Below are 17,038 nucleotides of genomic sequence, written 5' to 3'. Positions count from 1 at the left end.
CTGCCGTCGGTCCGATCCGACTCAACGCCGTCGCCCGATGACGCGGATGGAGCGAGCATCAGCGACACCAAGTTGAGCCGGCGCAAGGACGACCATCTGGACATAGTGCTGGATCGGCCAACGGCACGGGCCAAGGCCGCTGGCTGGGCGTACATTCGTTTCGAACACTGCGCATTGCCCGAGTTGGACCTGACGCAGATCGACCTCAGCGCCTCGCTGCTGGGCAAGACCATGCGCGCGCCTCTGCTGATCAGCTCCATGACCGGCGGCATGCCACGCGCCGAGGCCATTAACCGCCATCTGAGCGAGGCAGCGCAAGCCTTGGGGATCGCCATGTGCGTCGGTTCGCAGCGCGTGAGCCTGCAATCCCGCAACTCCCAGGGGCTGACGCGCGCGCTGCGCCGCCTGGCCCCGGACGTTCCCTTGCTGGCCAATATCGGCGCCGCGCAACTGCGCGAGGCCGACGGCCTGGACCTCGCGCGCCGGGCGGTGGATGCACTAGAGGCCGATGGACTCATTGTCCATCTCAATCCGCTGCAGGAAGCGGTACAGCCGGAGGGCGACCGCGACTGGCGCGGCGTCCTGGCCCAGATCGCTCGCGCCGCACGTAGCGTCGGCGTGCCGATCGTGGCCAAGGAAGTGGGGTCGGGCCTCTCTGCCTCGGTGGCTTGTGCGCTCGTTCAGGCGGGCGTGGCGGTGATCGATGTCGCCGGCGCCGGCGGCACCAGTTGGGCCGCAGTGGAGGGCGAGCGGACCCCCGATGCCGCCGACCGTACAGTTGCGATGGCGTTCGCCGATTGGGGGATCCCGACCCCGGCCAGCGTGCAGGCGGTACGTCGGGCGCTGCCAGCGGTGAAGCTGATCGCGTCGGGCGGGGTCAGCGACGGCGTCGACGTGGCCAAGGCTATCCGCCTCGGCGCGGACATCGCCGGGCAGGCAGCCGGCGTGCTGCGCGCGGCTACGGTATCCACCGAGGCCGTTGTCGCGCATTTCGAGATCGTCATCCGCCAGTTGGCCGTCGCCTGCTTCTGCACCGGCTCGGCTGATCTGGCGGCGTTGCGCCAGGCCCGCTTATTGCCCTCGGCCCATCTGCCCGCCGGTTGATGCCGGCGTAGCCCGCAGGTGGCGGCGGGCGCATAGCCTTACTGAGTGAGAAAGTCTCGGAAGCGGGGACGCGCTGGTCACGGGGTTGTTCGGGTGCTGCTTCGTGATCGGGGAGGCACCCCGCCATGCCCCGAACGGACAGCCGAGAGTAAAGCGGTATTCGACGGCTATGTCGATGCTTGATCAGGGTGGTCACGCCGATCGAGCCGAGCCCCTGAAAGGGCCGGAACACCAGGTGCGGCGGGAGACCGGCAGGAGCAGATGGTGCAAATCCATTGCAATGAAGGAGTATTCCTGCAAGCAACGGAGAAGGTAAGTCAGCCTCAATCCCTTGTGTTTGCTTGGTGTTATGCAAATTAGGCACCGATCCACATTGCCCCGGTAGTGTGCTGAGAGTTCTGCAAATTCGCTGAGAGGGGGCGGTCATGGCAGGCTGGTGATTGTTCACGTCACCTGATTCCCGCGAAGGAACGCCACCATGACCAAGACTGAAGTTAAGACCGCCAGCGCTGCCGTCAAAGACATTTTGCTTTCGAACCCGGATGGATTGCACGAAGTGCTCCGTGCGGTGATGCAGGAGGTGCTTGAGGCCGAGATGGACGAGGCGCTGGGTGCCTCGAAGAGCGAGCGCACGCCCGAACGGCTTGGCTATCGCTCGGGCTATTACGGCCGTACCCTTGTGACGCGGGTCGGCAAGCTCGAGCTGCGGGTTCCGCAGGACCGGGCCGGGCGCTTCTCCACCGAGCTGTTCGAGCGCTACCAGCGTTCCGAGCGGGCCTTGGTGGCGACACTGGCGGAGATGTATGTCCAGGGCGTGTCGACCCGCAAGGTGAAGGCGATCACGGAAGAACTGTGCGGCCATGCCTTCTCGGCCTCGTCGATCTCGGCCATCAACAAGCGGCTGGACGAGAGCCTCGCTGCCTTGCCAGGCTAGAGGCGCATGGATCGGCTTGATCGGGGCGTTGGGCGCGGTCGTCATGAAGCCGTAAAGCTCGAAATCGCCGGCGCCGTCCTTGACCTTGCGCACCCCATGCCATGGCGTCCAGAGGCCAGCGAAGAAGAAAAGCGGCCGGTCCTCATTGAGCGCGAACCAATCCGCTGAATACCTGTCTCAGGGTCCTTATACCGGGTGTTGGGCTGGGCTCCGAGAAACTCGTCACAGGCACCACACAGCGATGCTCAACCCCAACATACTGCTGCCAATGGCCGTATTGTGGGTTGCGGATATTGGTCGTGCCGTAGTCGGCCTTGCCCTTGACCCGTTCGAGCGGTGTCGGCATTCCCCAAAGCAGGTTGGCGACTTCACGTTGCCCGTCTGCCGCATTGCGGACCACCGGACCGGGCTGGTTGGGGGCTGGTTGGGGTAGATGTCGATGGACGGTTCAGGTTGCCTGAGATGGTCGCGCAGAGCCCTGGTGCACTGGCGTATGGCTTCTTGCGACGTGGTGATGTTGTGCAGATTGCACATCTAGGAAGGAGCAACCCCGTTCTTTTTGGCAAGCATGGAAAGGGCTTTTTCCTTGATATCTGCCGCGACCAAAGTCAGAGCTTCGTCGCGATCCTTGAAACTTGCGATCGATGTACCCTTGAGGGTCGCCTGAAAAGACCCGAAGAGCTCTTCCTGCCACAGGCAATTTCTCGCGATCACTGGAATAACAACCGTCGTGTTGTTGGCCTCTCTCTCCATCGCGTGAGTTAGCTCAATCTGGTTGCAATAACGCGAGTTGATAAAGTCAACGCTTATCAGGAGGATGATAATGTCGGCGCTCTCTAGATTGCCCTTGATGGCGTCCGCCCATTTGTCGCCAGTCTCGATTTCGCCATCGTGCCAAGCCTCGACAAGACCAAGTCGGCTCAGCGGCGTAAGGTGCTTTAGAAGGTCAACCTTGATAGCCGCATCTGCATGCGAGTAGGAGATAAACGCCTTGAGAGGCTTGGGACTGGGGCTAGCCGCATTTTGGGGGAGGGACATAGTCCCACCGGGACCTCCTCTTATCAGTCCATTCTTCCTCAGGCGGTCCTTAGTTGTCGTGTAACGTTCTTCTATCCAACCCAGTTTATTGAAAAGGGCTGCGTTCTTAACGCTCACTTTTCCGCCCCCCGACAATTCTCTAACGGCGTCCATAAACCGGTCTTCTAGAGTTCCAACGCGCTTCCGCGATTTTGCCTTGCTTGCCATTTTATGGAGCCCCCCGAATCTAGGTCGACACTTCCAGCGAAAGTCTTTTGCAGTCAAGTCGACGCTGGAAATTAAGCCGGGAAATCCTCTAATTGGGGAGCCGGCTTGTTGCCAGCAATAAACTCGAACGGTGCGTTGCGTCTTTGTGTTAGCTTGTCGGGTCGGAGGTCTAGCCAGCCTGAGTTAGAGCCTTCTCAAGCGCCGGTCTGGACACCTCAAGCTGCGCCTTGTCGCCACCCCATAGTCGTCCCCGACGCTGCGAGCCGTCCAAGGGTTGTCAGCTTTGGTGATGCTGACACGGGGCCTAGCCTACGCGCTTACCGTCATCTCAGCCCCTGTCGGTTATGTCCGCGGCCAGGGCATCGATATTCCGTCGAATTGCTCTCCCAGGTCGCACCGCTCCTTGGCTCATATCGCATTCACGGAAGACTATCTCTGGAACGAGATTAACCGACCCGGGAACGCTCCAGGCCGATCCGAGCTAACCGGTCAATCCAAACAACTTCGAATTACCTTAGCGGGTATTATTATAAAAATGCCCACGGTGCCCCGGTTACAGGCAGCCCGCGAACGCGGGCGAAAGGGTGGACGCCGTCCGAAACAAACCCAATCAGCGCTCCGAAATCACTCGACTCAGCTAAATGAAGGCTGTGCGGCATCTGAAGCAGCCCGTCTCTTTCATAGGACCACCGTCGAGCGCATCGGTGCCGAGGTCAAATAGCCGTTGGCTGAATGTTCTTTCAGTTGGCCGTCTGGCAGCGACGCATGCACTAGGCCTATTACGAAGAAAAGCCGGTGGACGGTGGCCACAGCAGCTGTATGAACCGTGCTCGCCGGCGTGCCTTCGGACGTGGCAACCGCATCGGGTCGAGCCGATCTGGAAGGTGCTGCCGATCGCCCCGTCGAGCTACCACGACCATGTCGCCAAGCGCATCGATCCTTCCCGGCTGTCGGCTCGGGCGAAGCGGGATGAGGCCCTGGCCTTGAAGGATGAGGTCCGACGCGTGTTCGAGGCCAACTTCCGCGTCTACGGAGCAAGGTCTGGGGGGAGTTACAGCGTGAGGGCTCGACGTCGCCCGCTGCACGGTTGCCCCACTGATGAGGGCCATGGGTCTTGAGGGCATCCGCGGCAAGCCGATCCGCACCACAGTGAGCGACAAGGCCGCACCTTGCCCTCTCGATCACGTTGATCGCCAGTTCCATGCCCCGGCGCCGACCATGCTGTGGGTCTCCGACTTGACCTGCGTCGCGACCTGGACGGGCTCCGTCTATGTCGCCTTTGTCATGGACACCTATGCGCGAAGGATCGTCGGCTGGCGGGTTAACCGGACGGCGCATGCCAGCTTCGTTCTGGACGCTCTGGAACAGGCTCTCCATGATCGGCGGCCCGTGCAGGGGGGCAGGCTGATCCATCACAGCGATAGAGGCCGCCCAATACGACTCTATCAGATACACCGAGCGCCTGGCGGAGGCCGGCGTTGAGCCTTCGGTAGGCAGCGTCGGCGACCGACAATGCTCTCGCCGAAACGATCAACGGCCTTTACAAGGCCGAGGTGATCCATCGACGCGGACCATGGCGCAACTTCGAAGCCGTCGAGTTCGGTAGCTCGATTGGGTCGATTGGTTCAACAATCGCCGGCTGCTGGAGGCCATCGGCAACATTCCGCCGGCCGAAGCCGAGGAACGCTACTACGCCATTCTGTATGACCCAGCCATGGCCGCGTGACTCAACGAAACGGCCTCCGGAAAACCCGGTGCGGTTCAGTTTTCGGAGGAACGACGTTGCCGCGCGGCGCTAAAGAGAGAGGAAGATTGATCTCTTTCCATACCATTTTCTTCACATATGATACGTAAACAGATCATCAAAGCATTGAAACTACTCGCTGGATGAGATACCTTTGCGTACCGTCGCGCATTGGAATAGATCGTATAGGTTGCGTTATGGACTCTCAATCGGAAATTCTACGGGAAATCGGTGGGTTTTTCAGGCAGGCGAGGTTGGCCGCTGCGATGACGCAGGAGCAGGTCGCCGATTTGGCGGGTATATCCCGTCCCCGATATCGCGACATCGAAAAGGGAGCCGCAGCCGCGCGTGCGACGACGCTCATGAATATCGCTCGCGCGCTCGGTCTGGAAATGATGCTGGTTCCGCAAGCCATGGTGCCGGCTGTCCAGGCTCTATTGCGTCCGCATGATGATGACGATCGACCCGCCTTTGTTTCTCAACCTGACGATGACGATCATGGCTCCAGTCTTTCGCGCACCTAAGACGATCCCGTCACTGGACGTGCTCTTGAATGCAGTGAAGATCGGCACAATCGTCAGGACGCCGGGCGATTTCAATGCGTTCAACTTCGATGACGCCTACCGCGCGACGGGCGGCTTTCCGGTTCTCAGCCTGTCGTTCCGGGCAGCGACGGGAGGATTGCGGAAAGATCCAAAGCCTCTGGCAAGCGCCTTGCCCGCTTTCTTCGCGAACCTCCTGCCGGAGGAGAAATTGCGGGAGGCGATGGAAAGGCATCACGAAGGCAATGTGCGGCCAGGCAATGATTTCGATCTTTTAGCGGCACTGGGCGCCGATCTGCCGGGAGCCGTACGGGCGTTGCCCAGTGACGGCGCGATAACGGTTTCGAAGGATGGCTCAAAGGATCACCCCAAGGCACGGTTCTCGCTTGCCGGCGTGCAGATGAAGCTGTCGGTCATGAAGAACATTGGAAAAGGCGGCGGCCTTACCTTGCCGATGGACGACGAGCAGGGCCGGTACATTGCCAAGTTCCCTTCGACGGCGTTTCCGGGCGTTTCCGAGAACGAATTCGCCAACCTGGCGCTGGCAGCAGCAATCGGCATGGAGGTTCCTGAATGCGAACTGGTCGAGAAGTCCGATTTTGAGGGCGTTCCCGAAGAATTCAATACGCTGTCGGAGGGCAAGGTCCTTCTCGTCAAACGCTTCGATCGCGGCGCCGGTGGCGAGAGGATACACATCGAGGATTTCGCTCAGGTCTTCGGTGTCTACCCCTCGCGCAAATATGAGGGGGCCGCTTATCACGACATAGCCTTGGCTCTTGGCGTGGCCGTCTCGCCTACGGCGGCTCTCGATTTCGTCCGCCGCCTGGCACTGAGCGTCATCACCGGCAATGGCGACATGCACCTGAAGAATTGGTCTTTGATGTATCCCGGAAACGGCGACAAGCCGGCGCTTGCACCAATCTACGACGTCCTGTCCACTGTGCCATATATTCCCGCCGACGCCATGGCGCTGTCGCTTGGAGGAGAGCGCTCGTTCAAGGCGCTAGCAGCACCGCGATGGAAAGCATTTGCGAACCGCGCAAGGCTTCCGGAGCCGGCAGTCCTAAAGGCAGTGGTCGAGACGGTCAAACTCGTCAACGAGTACTGGTGGCATCTGCCTGAGCGCGACGTTGTCGCAGCGAAAGTGCTCGAGCGGATGGACGAACATGTGAAGGCGATGACGCCGATACTGAACTCCTGCGCCGATAAGTGAGCCGAGTCCCCTCGGGTTGCTGATATAGCGGAACTTTCGATCCGCGGCCCTATGGATGGCTGGATCGAAGGCATGCCAGCGTGGCGCAAGATTCCGCGGAGTGTCCACGATGACACGCGTGAGCAAGCACGTCAGCTCGCCGGAACAGACAGCATCCCGCAATTCACCCAACAGGATCGAGCTGCTGTTCGTCCACTTCAACATAACGACGCGGTTCAAACGAATTCGGTGACTGAGGATCGCGATCCGACGCTTTGTGTCGCCATTGTCGGGTCCGCTACACGGTCTGTTGCGACGATCCTTTCTTTGGCCCTCAGGCTAAACCCCTGAAAAGCAACCATCAAATTATTCTTCGGTTCGATCAGCCAAATTGGCACGAGTCTTGAGATCCTTAGGTGCGAGGCGGCTACAGCTGCCCGACCGGCATTCATGTCGCGGCAGCCGCGATGAATGGAACGAAGGAAGGAAAGCTACATGTCAGGTTTGCGTCAGATCGCCTTTTACGGCAAGGGCGGCATCGGCAAGTCCACCACCTCCCAAAATACGCTCGCCGCCCTTGTCGACCTCGGGCAGAGAATCCTCATCGTCGGCTGCGACCCCAAAGCCGACTCCACCCGCCTGATCCTGAACGCGAAGGCGCAGGATACGGTGCTGCACCTCGCGGCAGAGGAAGGTTCGGTGGAAGACCTGGAACTCGCGGACGTGCTCAAGGTCGGGTACAAAGGCATCAAATGCGTGGAGTCGGGCGGGCCCGAGCCGGGTGTCGGCTGCGCCGGCCGCGGCGTGATCACCTCAATCAACTTCCTCGAGGAGAACGGCGCCTACGACGACGTCGACTATGTCTCCTACGACGTGCTCGGGGATGTGGTGTGTGGCGGTTTCGCGATGCCGATCCGCGAGAACAAGGCCCAGGAAATCTATATCGTCATGTCCGGCGAGATGATGGCGCTCTATGCCGCCAACAACATCGCCAAGGGTATCCTGAAATACGCCCATTCGGGCGGCGTGCGGCTCGGCGGCCTGATCTGCAACGAGCGCCAAACCGACCGCGAACTCGACCTCGCCGAGGCGCTTGCTTCCAGGCTCAATTCCAAACTTATCCACTTCGTGCCGCGCGACAACATCGTCCAGCACGCCGAGCTCAGGAAGATGTCTGTGATCCAGTATGCGCCGGACTCCAAGCAGGCCGGCGAATACAGGGCGCTGGCCGAGAAGATCCATGGGAATTCGGGCCAGGGCACCATCCCGACACCGATCACCATGGAGGAGCTCGAGGACATGCTGCTCGACTTCGGCATCATGAAGACGGACGAGCAGATGCTTGCCGAGCTTCAGGTCAAGGAAGCGGCTAAGGCGGCCGCACAGTAGCGACCACTGCCGACATGAGGCGCCGCCTGACCTGGTGCGTCTTTCAAAGAACGGCGCCTCGTCGGTGAGGCGTCACCCTGAACCTTGAAAGGGGTCCCATGAGCCTGGAATACGAGAATGACGGTGGCCTCCATGCGAGGCTAATCGAGGAAGTGCTGTCGCAATATCCTGACAAGTCGGCGAAGCGCCGCAAAAAGCACCTCAGCGTCGCAAAAAGCGGCGACGAGGCTGGCGAGGAAAGCGAGGTCCTTTCCGAATGCGAGGTCAAATCGAACATCAAGTCCATCCCCGGCGTGATGACGATTCGCGGCTGCGCCTATGCCGGCTCGAAAGGCGTGGTGTGGGGTCCAGTCAAGGATATGGTCCATATCTCGCACGGCCCGGTAGGCTGCGGGCAATATTCCTGGTCTCAGCGCCGCAACTACTACATCGGCACGACCGGCATTGACACGTTCGTCACCATGCAGTTCACCTCCGATTTCCAGGAGAAGGACATTGTTTTCGGCGGCGACAAGAAGCTCGAACGGATCATCGACGAGATCGAGGAACTGTTTCCGCTGAACAAGGGCATGACTGTGCAATCCGAATGCCCGATTGGCCTGATTGGCGACGACACCGAAGCTGTGTCCCGCAACAAGGCCAAGGAGCACGAAAAGACAATCGTGCCGGTGCGCTGCGAGGGCTTCCGCGGCGTCTCGCAATCTCTCGGCCACCACATCGCCAACGACGCGATCCGAGACTGGGTGTTCGAGAAGAAGGAAGTGGAGTTCGAGGCCGGCCCGTACGATGTCAATGTGGTCGGCGACTACAATATCGGCGGCGACGCTTGGGCTTCGCGCATCCTGCTTGAGGAGATGGGCCTGCGCGTGGTCGGCAACTGGTCGGGCGACGCTACGCTGGCCGAAATAGAGCGGGCGCCAAAGGCCAAGCTAAATCTCATCCATTGCTACAGGTCGATGAACTACATCTGCCGGCACATGGAGGAAAAATATGGCATCGCCTGGATGGAGTACAATTTCTTCGGCCCCTCCCAGACCGAAGCCTCTCTGCGCAAGATAGCCAAGCATTTTGGGCCGGAAATCGAGGCCAAGGCCGAGGTGGTCATCGCCAAATACCGGCCCTTGGTCGATGCCATAATCGCCAAGTACCGGCCGCGCCTCGAAGGCAGGACGGTGATGCTCTATGTCGGCGGGCTGCGCCCCCGTCACGTCGTCACGGCATATGAGGACCTGGGCATGGTGATCGTCGGCACTGGCTACGAATTTGGCCATAACGACGACTATCAGCGCACCGGCCACTACGTGAAGAAGGGCACCCTGATCTATGACGACGTGACTGGTTACGAGCTGGAGAAGTTCATCGAAGGGATCCGTCCTGATCTCGTTGGCTCCGGCATCAAAGAGAAGTACCCGGTCCAGAAGATGGGCATACCGTTCCGTCAAATGCATTCCTGGGATTATTCCGGCCCGTATCACGGCTACGACGGCTTCGCCATCTTCGCCCGAGACATGGACCTGGCCATCAACAACCCGGTCTGGAACCTCTACGACGCTCCCTGGAAGAAAAAAGCCGAGCCGTCGGCGGCGATCGCAGCCGAATGAAACCCTGGCCTCCCGGAAGCCGGGAGGCAGTGAACGCCTGTGGCCGCTTGTCCGCGGGAGACCTGAAACGTTTCGACGTCCCTGTGCCGCCCTATGGCGGGCCAGATGGAAAGAGGTAACCACCCATGCCGCAGTCGGCTGAAAAAGTTCTCGACCACGCGCCCCTGTTCCGCGAGCCGGAATACAGGCAGATGCTCGCCGAGAAGAGGCTGAATTTCGAATGTCCTCACCCGGACCAGATCGTTACCGACCAAGGCGAATTCACCAAGACGTGGGAATACCGCGAAAAGAACCTTGCTCGCGAAGCGCTTGTCGTGAACCCCGCCAAGGCCTGCCAGCCGCTCGGCGCGGTGTTCGCGGCCGCAGGCTTCGAGCGAACCATGTCCTTCGTCCACGGCAGCCAGGGCTGCGTGGCCTATTACCGCTCGCACCTGTCGCGCCATTTCAAGGAGCCTGCTTCGGCGGTTTCCTCTTCGATGACCGAGGACGCGGCAGTGTTCGGCGGCCTGAAGAACATGGTCGACGGGCTGGCCAACACGTACCAACTCTATGACCCGAAGATGATCGCCGTCTCGACCACTTGTATGGCGGAGGTCATTGGCGACGACCTGCACAGCTTCATCGAGAACGCCAAGGACGAAGGCTCGGTCCCGCGCGACTTCGACGTGCCCTTTGCCCACACGCCGGCCTTTGTCGGCAGCCATGTCGATGGCTATGACGTTGGGGTAAAGGGCATTTTGGAGCATTTCTGGAAAGGCGAGGAGCGAACGGAAGCCGAGGGAACCATCAACATCATTCCGGGTTTCGACGGCTTTTGCGTGGGCAACAACCGGGAACTCAAGCGCCTGCTCGATCTGATGGGCGTTTCTTATTCCTTCATCCAAGACGCCTCTGACCAGTTCGACACGCCGTCCGACGGCGAATACCGGATGTATGACGGCGGCACGAAGATCGAAGACGTGAGGAAGGCACTCAACGCCGAGGCGACACTTTCGCTACAGCATTACAACACCCGAAAAACACTGGAGTATTGCGAGGGGGTGGGGCAGGCTACGGCCTCGTTCCATTACCCGCTCGGTGTCAAGGCGACCGACGACTTCCTCGTGGAGGTCTCCGCGATTTCCGGCAAGCAAATCCCGGAGGCAATCCGCCTGGAGCGCGGCCGACTTGTTGACGCCATGGCGGACAGCCAATCCTGGCTGCACGGTAAGAAATACGCCATTTACGGCGATCCGGACTTTGTCTACGCCATGGCCCGCTTCATCATGGAGACGGGCGGCGAGCCGACCCATTGCCTTGCCACCAACGGCACCTCGGCATGGGAAGCGGAGTTGAAGGAACTGCTTGCATCATCGCCCTTCGGCAAGGATGCTCAAGTCTGGGCGGGCAAGGACCTCTGGGCGATGCGCTCGCTGCTCTTCACCGAGCCGGTGGACCTGCTGATCGGCAACTCCTATGGCAAGTATGTGGAGCGCGACACCGGCACGCCGCTGATCCGGCTGACGTTTCCGATCTTCGATCGCCACCATCACCATCGGTTTGCGCTGATGGGCTACCAAGGCGGGTTGCGCGTGCTGACGACGATCCTCGACAAGATCTTCGACAAGCTCGATCGCGAGACAAGCGAGACGGGCGTGACGGACTATTCGTATGACCTCACCCGCTAAGCTTGACCGTCGGCTTTGGCCGGTCGTCTTCCCGAGGGACTTTGGAGACCGACGCAATGCCCTTGCTCAGAGCCAAAATCCAGGATGTCTTCAACGAGCCTGGCTGCGAAAAGAACCGCGGCAAGGACGCCAAGGCGCGCAAGGAGGGCTGTTCGAAGCCACTGACCCCCGGGGCGGCGGCCGGCGGCTGTGCCTTCGATGGCGCCAAGATCGTGCTGCAGCCGATCACCGACGTTGCGCATTTGATCCATGCGCCGCTCGCCTGCGAGGGCAATTCCTGGGACAACCGCGGTGCGGCTTCGTCCGGGCCAGCCCTGTGGCGCACAAGCTTCACGACCGACCTCACCGAACTCGATGTTGTGATGGGGCAGGGCGAGCGGAAGCTTTTCAAAGCGATCCTCGAGATCAAGGAAGCGTATGGGCCGCCGGCTATCTTCGTTTATCCGACCTGCGTGACGGCGCTGATCGGCGACGACATCGAGGCCGTCTGCAAGCGCGCGGCGGAAAAGTACGGCTTGGCCGTTGTACCGGTCAATGCGCCGGGCTTCGTCGGCTCCAAGAATCTCGGCAACAAGCTTGCCGGCGAGGCGTTGCTCGAGCATGTCATCGGCACGCTCGAGCCCGACGATGCCGGCCCTTACGACATCAACATTCTTGGCGAATTCAACCTCTCGGGCGAATTCTGGCTGGTGAAGCCGCTGCTGGATCGGCTCGGGATCCGGGTGCGCGCCTGCATTCCGGGTGACTCCCGTTACGTCGACATTGCCTGCGCGCACCGCGCCCGGGCGGCTATGGTGGTGTGCTCGACCGCGCTCATCAATCTCGCCCGCAAAATGGACGAGCGCTGGGACATCCCGTTTTTCGAGGGCTCCTTCTACGGCATCAGCGCCACCTCTGAAGCGCTCCGACAAATATCTCAGCTGCTCGTGGAGAAGGGTGCCGATCCGGAGATCCTCGGCCGCACGGAGGTATTGATTGCAGAGGAAGAGGCGATCGCTTGGAAGAAGCTAGCCGCCTACCGGCTGAGGCTCGAAGGCAAGCGCGTGCTGCTCAATACCGGCGGCGTGAAGTCCTGGTCGGTCGTCCATGCGCTGATGGAGATCGGGATCGAGATCGTCGGCACCTCTGTCAAGAAGTCGACCGTCGAAGACAAGGAGCGCATCAAACAGATCCTCAAGGACGACAACCACATATTCGAGCAGATGGCGCCGCGCGAGCTTTTCGCCATGCTCTCAGGACGCAAGGCCGATATCCTGCTGTCGGGCGGGCGCACGCAGTTCATCGCGCTGAAGGCCAAGACACCCTGGCTGGATATTAACCAGGAGCGCCAACACCCTTACGCCGGCTATGACGGCATGGTGGAACTCGTACGCCAGATCGACATCGCCATTCACAACCCGATCTGGGGGCAGGTACGGGAGCCGGCACCATGGGATTGCCAGCCTGCGGTGAGTGAGGAACGGCCGCGCACGAAAAGCGAGACCGTGACCTTGCATGCTGTCCAGGAATTCTCCGGCACGACGGCCGCTGATTTCGGCGAGTGTTGAGGAAGCCAATGGGCCGCATCCTTCCCCAGACCAAAGCGGCGGCGGTCAATCCGCTGAAGTCATCGCAGCCATTGGGTGCCGCCTTGGCCTTTCTTGGCGTCGACGGCGCGATGCCGTTGTTCCACGGCAGCCAGGGGTGCACCAGCTTCGCGCTCGTGCTCTTCGTGCGACATTTCAAGGAAGCCATTCCCTTGCAGACAACCGCGATGGACGAGGTCGCAACGATCCTCGGCGGGGCAGACCATCTGGAAGAGGCGATCCTCAACCTCAAGGCCCGCACAAAGCCAACGCTGATCGGGGTTTGCACGACCGCGCTGGTGGAAACCCGGGGCGAAGACTGCGCAGGAGATATCGCCAATATCAGGCTGAAGCGCACCAAAGAACTCGCGGGTACGGAGGTGGTGCTGGCCAACACACCAGATTTCGATGGTGCGGTCGAAGAGGGCTGGGCCAAAGCTGTCACCGCGATGATCGAAGGGATTACACGGCCCGGCGAGCAGGCGCGGCAATCGAAGAAGATCGTGATCCTGCCTGGCTGGAACCTCACCGTGGCTGACATCGAGCATTTGCGTGAGATGGTTGAGAGCTTTGGACTGAAGCCGGTGATTTTGCCGGACGTCTCCGGCTCGCTCGACGGTACGGTGCCCGACCGTTGGGTCACGACTACCTATGGCGGCACCAGCGTCGAGGATATTCGCGAGCTTGGCACGGCCGAGCGATGCATTGTCATCGGTGAGCATATGCGCCGCCCGGCCGAGGTGCTGCAGAGGTTGACCGGGGTTTCTTACGTGCTGTTCCGGTCGTTGACCGGATTGAGGGACGCCGACCGGTTCGTCTCGCTGTTGTCTGCAGTTTCGGGCGCGGCGGCGCCGGCTGGGGTGCGCCGTCGGCGGGCGCAGTTGCAGGACGCTTTGCTCGACGGACATTTCCACTTTGGAGGTAAGAAAATTGCGATCGCTGCTGAACCAGACCAACTCTACCAACTCGCGAGCTTCTTCATCGGCATGGGCTCCGAAATCGCGGCGGCGGTCACCACGACCGACATGTCGAAAATTTTGGAGGAAGTACCGGCGCAGTCGGTTCAAATCGGCGATCTCGGCGATTTGGAAGCTCTTGGCGCCGGCGCTGATCTTTTCGTCACCCATTCCCACGGCCGCCAGGCGGCGCAGCGCCTCGGCATTCCGCTCATGCGGGTCGGCTTCCCGATCTTCGACCGGCTCGGCAGCCAGCACAAGCTCACAATCCTCTACCAGGGGACCCGGGACCTGATCATCGAGGTTGCCAACATTTTTGAAGCCAACCGGCACGCGCCCACACCTGAGGCGCTTGATCCCCTCCGTAAGCGAGAAATGCCAGATGAGCTCCGTTCGTCGCCTCTCGCTCGTCACTGACGAGGTTCACGCACCGAAGCCGGAACGCCAAGCCGGCGCATTGCGCGTGGCGATCGCCACGCAGGACATGAAGAACCTCAACGCCCATTTCGGCTCGGCCAGGCGCTTTGCTGTCTACGACGTGATGCGCGAGGAGTGGAATCTCGTGGAAGCCGTGGCCTTCGATGACGTTTCCGACCAGAGCGGGAAGCATCGGACTGAGGGCGACGACCGCATCACCCCGAAGGTGGAGGCGCTGAAGGGCTGTCATCTCCTGTTTTGTCTGGCTATCGGGGGGCCTTCGGCAGCCAAGGTTGTTTCGGCAAAAATTCATCCGATCAAAGTGCCGCACCCCCAAACCATCCAAGAGGTGCTGTTGCGCACGCAGATGATGCTCAGGACGTGTCCTCCCCCTTGGCTGCGCAAGGTGCTGGCGCAGGCAGGTGTCGCCGAACAGAAACCGTCCTTCGATGACGAGGACTGAAATGAGGAGTAGGCGAAATGTTTGAAGCCGCTGTTAGCCCTGCCGCCACCGAGGACGAGGCGGCCCTTGCCACCCCGTTCGTCAAATGCCTCGTGCGGCTGATCCGTGCCAATGATTCCCACGGGTCATGGGAAGGCAAATCGGACGCCGAGCTGCTGGGCGACTTCATCATCACCAGGGAACAGCGCCGTGCAATTCCAATCATCGGCGATCCCGATCCGGACGTGCTGTGGAGGCTCGATAAGTTCTACACCGCCGTCGGGCTTGCGATTGAGGAACGCTCCGGCCTGATGGCATCGCCGATGATGGAGATAAGCCACGAGGGCTTCGGGCGCGTGCTCTTCACGGCCGGGCGACTGGTCGTTCTGTCCAAGACCCTGCGCGACGTCCATCGGTTCGGCTTCGAGACGTTCTGGAAACTTGCCGCGGCCGGTACCCAACTGGCCGGCGATGCCACCGCGGCCATTGAGGCTTATCCCGAGGTGGCGCGGGCGTGATGGAACCGATTTTCCGCCGAGGGGATCATGTCAGGTCTTGAGGACAGGCCAGCCCTCTCAATCGAGGCGGCCAAGGCCGATGTGGTCCTTGGGGTAGCGTTGATGAAGCCAGTGGTACTGATCTGTTCGCAAGATGCGGAGTTGTATCTGTTCCTCAGCCACATTTTGGGGGTGGACGGCTTCACGAGTGAGCCGGCAGGCGGCGTGAAGGAAGCACTTGCATTGGCCGATCAACGGGAGCTCCAGGCGGTAATCCTGGACTGCGGGCCAGCAAGCGCGGCAGGCTCCACAATCTGCGCCCAGCTCAAGGGGGATCCCCGGACGGGCCGCCTGCCCGTCATTGCGTTGATCGCGCCCGGCGCCGAGAACCAGCACCTCGATCTCTTGAAGGTAGGTATTGACGAGAGCTTTGTGCGGCCCTTCGCGCCGGCCAAGCTGCTTGATTGTCTACGCACGAAGCTGGCGCTGCCACAGCCGGGTTCAAACGGGATAAAAAACGGCAGCTGGCTCTGTTGCGGCAGCCTTGAGATGAAGCTCGATGCTCACCGGGTTCGAGGTAATGGCCACGACATCCATCTCGGACCTCTCGAATTCAACCTGCTGCGGCAATTTCTTGAGGCTCCCGGCAAAGTCTTCAGCAGAGACGAGCTGATCGACGCGGCCTGGCCGGACAATATCCATATCGGTGAACGCACTGTCGACGTACATATCAGCCGGATCAGAAAGGCGCTGAAGGCGGCCTCGCCAGGTAGCGTCATTCGTACTGTCAGGTCTGCCGGCTACTCGCTCGAGAAGCCGGACGACTGAATAGCGAACGGATGGTGTGCCACTCTCCATCTTCGTAGGAAGGCAAGTCTTGCGGCTTCGAAACGCGCTACGGGCGCGACATACTCAGTGGGAGCAGTCAGATGGCCTTCAAAAGCCTACTCAGTGTAGCGGGAGCTGACCACTCCGGTCGGGACGTCAGAACAGCTGCAAGCTTGTGCGCCGACGTCGGGCACATTTGTCCGTCCTGATTATGTCGCCTCGGCCGGTCGTTATGTCGTCTCGGCCGCTAGGCGATGGCATCCCCGAGTGGCCTACTAGACAACGCGCACACGCCATTGCCACTCTGGAAAAACGGTACAGGCAAATCGAGAGATTTTCACAGGACGCGGCCAGTCTGGAAACAACTTCGAGCGAAATTCACAAACTGCTGAGAGCCACGTGGCGGTGCTATGATGTCGATGTTGTCAACTGCGATCAGGCCAGCATCGGTGAGGCGGTGCGAGCGCGGGCGATCTGCAATGACCTGACAATCGTCGGCCCCGCACTTCTGAACGACATTAACGTCGATCCCCTTGTTATCAACGGCAGCCTGTTCGACACCGGAACGCCGGTTCTTGTCGTGCCAGAGGGCGCTGAGGCGACTCTGTCTCTACGGCGCGTTCTGGTCGGCTGGGATTCGCGAGTCGAGGCGTCCCGTTCGGTTCGGGAAGCGCTGGATCTGCTAGCCGGTGCTGAGGAAGTTCGTGTCGCACTCGTCGATCCGGAGGCGACCTGCACCGGAAACGACCGAGCCGGGGCCGATATCGCTGCCTATCTCACTAGACACGGTGCTCGAGTGTCGGTTGACCTGCGATCGTGTCCCAGGGAGTGGTGTAGCTGACGGCTTGGTCGCCGCGCTCTCCGGCAAGGGGCCGGGATGATCAGCGTGCCACGGCTGGCAGGCTGATGAGGGGA

At 60.7% G+C, this 17,038-nt stretch carries 12 protein-coding genes and 3 pseudogenes; 13 read left to right on the top strand and 2 right to left on the bottom strand.

What is annotated here, in order from left to right; genetic code table 11:
- Together fni and NKJ57_RS27480 are read left to right on the top strand one after the other, a co-directional pair.
- Positions 1-1,104 carry a type 2 isopentenyl-diphosphate Delta-isomerase gene (fni, locus tag NKJ57_RS27485; RefSeq protein ID WP_502902075.1) on the top strand — a complete coding sequence of 368 codons (1,104 nt, stop codon included), beginning with the start codon at positions 1-3 and terminating at the stop codon, positions 1,102-1,104.
- Between the two features lie 478 nt (positions 1,105-1,582).
- Positions 1,583-2,026, top strand: a pseudogene (locus NKJ57_RS27480) (transposase); the annotation flags it as partial.
- A gap of 18 nt (positions 2,027-2,044) precedes the next feature.
- Here NKJ57_RS27480 and NKJ57_RS30965 read toward each other — a convergent pair.
- Together NKJ57_RS30965 and NKJ57_RS27475 are read right to left on the bottom strand one after the other, a co-directional pair.
- Positions 2,045-2,572 (bottom strand): annotated as a pseudogene (locus tag NKJ57_RS30965) (SOS response-associated peptidase family protein); the annotation flags it as partial.
- Positions 2,573-3,283: a toll/interleukin-1 receptor domain-containing protein gene (locus NKJ57_RS27475; RefSeq protein WP_023727169.1), complete on the bottom strand. Its 711-nt coding sequence runs from the start codon at positions 3,281-3,283 to the stop codon at positions 2,573-2,575.
- An 866-nt stretch (positions 3,284-4,149) separates the two neighbouring features.
- On the opposite strand from NKJ57_RS27475, the pseudogene NKJ57_RS27470 reads away from it, so the two are divergent.
- The 11 genes and pseudogenes from NKJ57_RS27470 to NKJ57_RS27420 all read left to right on the top strand — a co-directional run.
- Positions 4,150-5,009: pseudogene (locus NKJ57_RS27470) on the top strand (IS3 family transposase); the annotation flags it as partial.
- Between the two features lie 215 nt (positions 5,010-5,224).
- Complete coding sequence (locus NKJ57_RS27465; RefSeq protein WP_023690557.1) at positions 5,225-5,551, top strand: helix-turn-helix domain-containing protein; 327 nt, start codon at positions 5,225-5,227, stop codon at positions 5,549-5,551.
- A complete protein-coding gene (locus tag NKJ57_RS27460) occupies positions 5,526-6,782 on the top strand; it encodes a type II toxin-antitoxin system HipA family toxin (RefSeq protein WP_352513766.1) in 1,257 nt (418 codons plus the stop codon). The genes NKJ57_RS27465 and NKJ57_RS27460 overlap by 26 nt, the downstream gene beginning before the upstream one ends.
- Positions 6,783-7,256: 474 nt before the next feature.
- Entirely contained in the window at positions 7,257-8,150 is an 894-nt protein-coding gene (gene nifH, locus NKJ57_RS27455) for a nitrogenase iron protein (RefSeq protein ID WP_023706403.1), read from the top strand.
- A 98-nt stretch (positions 8,151-8,248) separates the two neighbouring features.
- Positions 8,249-9,751 carry a nitrogenase molybdenum-iron protein alpha chain gene (gene nifD / locus NKJ57_RS27450; protein WP_352513765.1) on the top strand — a complete coding sequence of 501 codons (1,503 nt, stop codon included), beginning with the start codon at positions 8,249-8,251 and terminating at the stop codon, positions 9,749-9,751.
- A gap of 125 nt (positions 9,752-9,876) precedes the next feature.
- The gene (gene nifK, locus NKJ57_RS27445) at positions 9,877-11,418 is read left to right on the top strand and encodes a nitrogenase molybdenum-iron protein subunit beta (protein WP_352513764.1); all 1,542 of its coding nucleotides are present in this window, start codon (positions 9,877-9,879) and stop codon (positions 11,416-11,418) included.
- A gap of 56 nt (positions 11,419-11,474) precedes the next feature.
- Complete coding sequence (gene nifE / locus NKJ57_RS27440; RefSeq protein ID WP_352513763.1) at positions 11,475-12,965, top strand: nitrogenase iron-molybdenum cofactor biosynthesis protein NifE; 1,491 nt, start codon at positions 11,475-11,477, stop codon at positions 12,963-12,965.
- Positions 12,966-12,973: 8 nt separating this feature from the next.
- Positions 12,974-14,356, top strand: a complete 1,383-nt coding sequence (nifN, locus tag NKJ57_RS27435) for a nitrogenase iron-molybdenum cofactor biosynthesis protein NifN (protein WP_352513762.1) — start codon at positions 12,974-12,976, stop codon at positions 14,354-14,356.
- Complete coding sequence (gene nifX / locus NKJ57_RS27430; RefSeq protein WP_352513761.1) at positions 14,322-14,819, top strand: nitrogen fixation protein NifX; 498 nt, start codon at positions 14,322-14,324, stop codon at positions 14,817-14,819. The genes nifN and nifX overlap by 35 nt, the downstream gene beginning before the upstream one ends.
- A gap of 17 nt (positions 14,820-14,836) precedes the next feature.
- Positions 14,837-15,316 (top strand): NifX-associated nitrogen fixation protein, encoded by a 480-nt coding sequence (locus NKJ57_RS27425; RefSeq protein WP_023690550.1) that lies wholly within the window; start codon positions 14,837-14,839, stop codon positions 15,314-15,316.
- Between the two features lie 27 nt (positions 15,317-15,343).
- Complete coding sequence (locus NKJ57_RS27420; RefSeq protein WP_352513760.1) at positions 15,344-16,123, top strand: response regulator transcription factor; 780 nt, start codon at positions 15,344-15,346, stop codon at positions 16,121-16,123.
- Positions 16,124-17,038 lie beyond the last annotated feature (915 nt).

Origin of the sequence: Mesorhizobium sp. M0077, from assembly GCF_040322955.1 — a bacterium.
GTDB lineage: Bacteria > Pseudomonadota > Alphaproteobacteria > Rhizobiales > Rhizobiaceae > Mesorhizobium.
Note: the sequence above shows the minus strand (reverse complement) of the source record. Positions and strands in the feature narration are given on the sequence as shown.

What these genes read in the sequence shown, in the direction of transcription:
- NKJ57_RS27420 (WP_352513760.1), top strand. Translation starts at nt 15,344, where the DNA reads ATGTCAGGTCTTGAGGACAGGCCAGCCCTCTCAATCGAGGCGGCCAAG.
- NKJ57_RS27425 (WP_023690550.1), top strand. Translation starts at nt 14,837, where the DNA reads ATGTTTGAAGCCGCTGTTAGCCCTGCCGCCACCGAGGACGAGGCGGCC.
- nifD (WP_352513765.1), top strand. Translation starts at nt 8,249, where the DNA reads ATGAGCCTGGAATACGAGAATGACGGTGGCCTCCATGCGAGGCTAATC.
- nifX (WP_352513761.1), top strand. Translation starts at nt 14,322, where the DNA reads ATGAGCTCCGTTCGTCGCCTCTCGCTCGTCACTGACGAGGTTCACGCA.
- NKJ57_RS27460 (WP_352513766.1), top strand. Translation starts at nt 5,526, where the DNA reads ATGGCTCCAGTCTTTCGCGCACCTAAGACGATCCCGTCACTGGACGTG.
- nifK (WP_352513764.1), top strand. Translation starts at nt 9,877, where the DNA reads ATGCCGCAGTCGGCTGAAAAAGTTCTCGACCACGCGCCCCTGTTCCGC.
- NKJ57_RS27465 (WP_023690557.1), top strand. Translation starts at nt 5,225, where the DNA reads ATGGACTCTCAATCGGAAATTCTACGGGAAATCGGTGGGTTTTTCAGG.
- nifN (WP_352513762.1), top strand. Translation starts at nt 12,974, where the DNA reads ATGGGCCGCATCCTTCCCCAGACCAAAGCGGCGGCGGTCAATCCGCTG.
- nifE (WP_352513763.1), top strand. Translation starts at nt 11,475, where the DNA reads ATGCCCTTGCTCAGAGCCAAAATCCAGGATGTCTTCAACGAGCCTGGC.
- nifH (WP_023706403.1), top strand. Translation starts at nt 7,257, where the DNA reads ATGTCAGGTTTGCGTCAGATCGCCTTTTACGGCAAGGGCGGCATCGGC.
- NKJ57_RS27475 (WP_023727169.1), bottom strand. Translation starts at nt 3,283, where the DNA reads ATGGCAAGCAAGGCAAAATCGCGGAAGCGCGTTGGAACTCTAGAAGAC.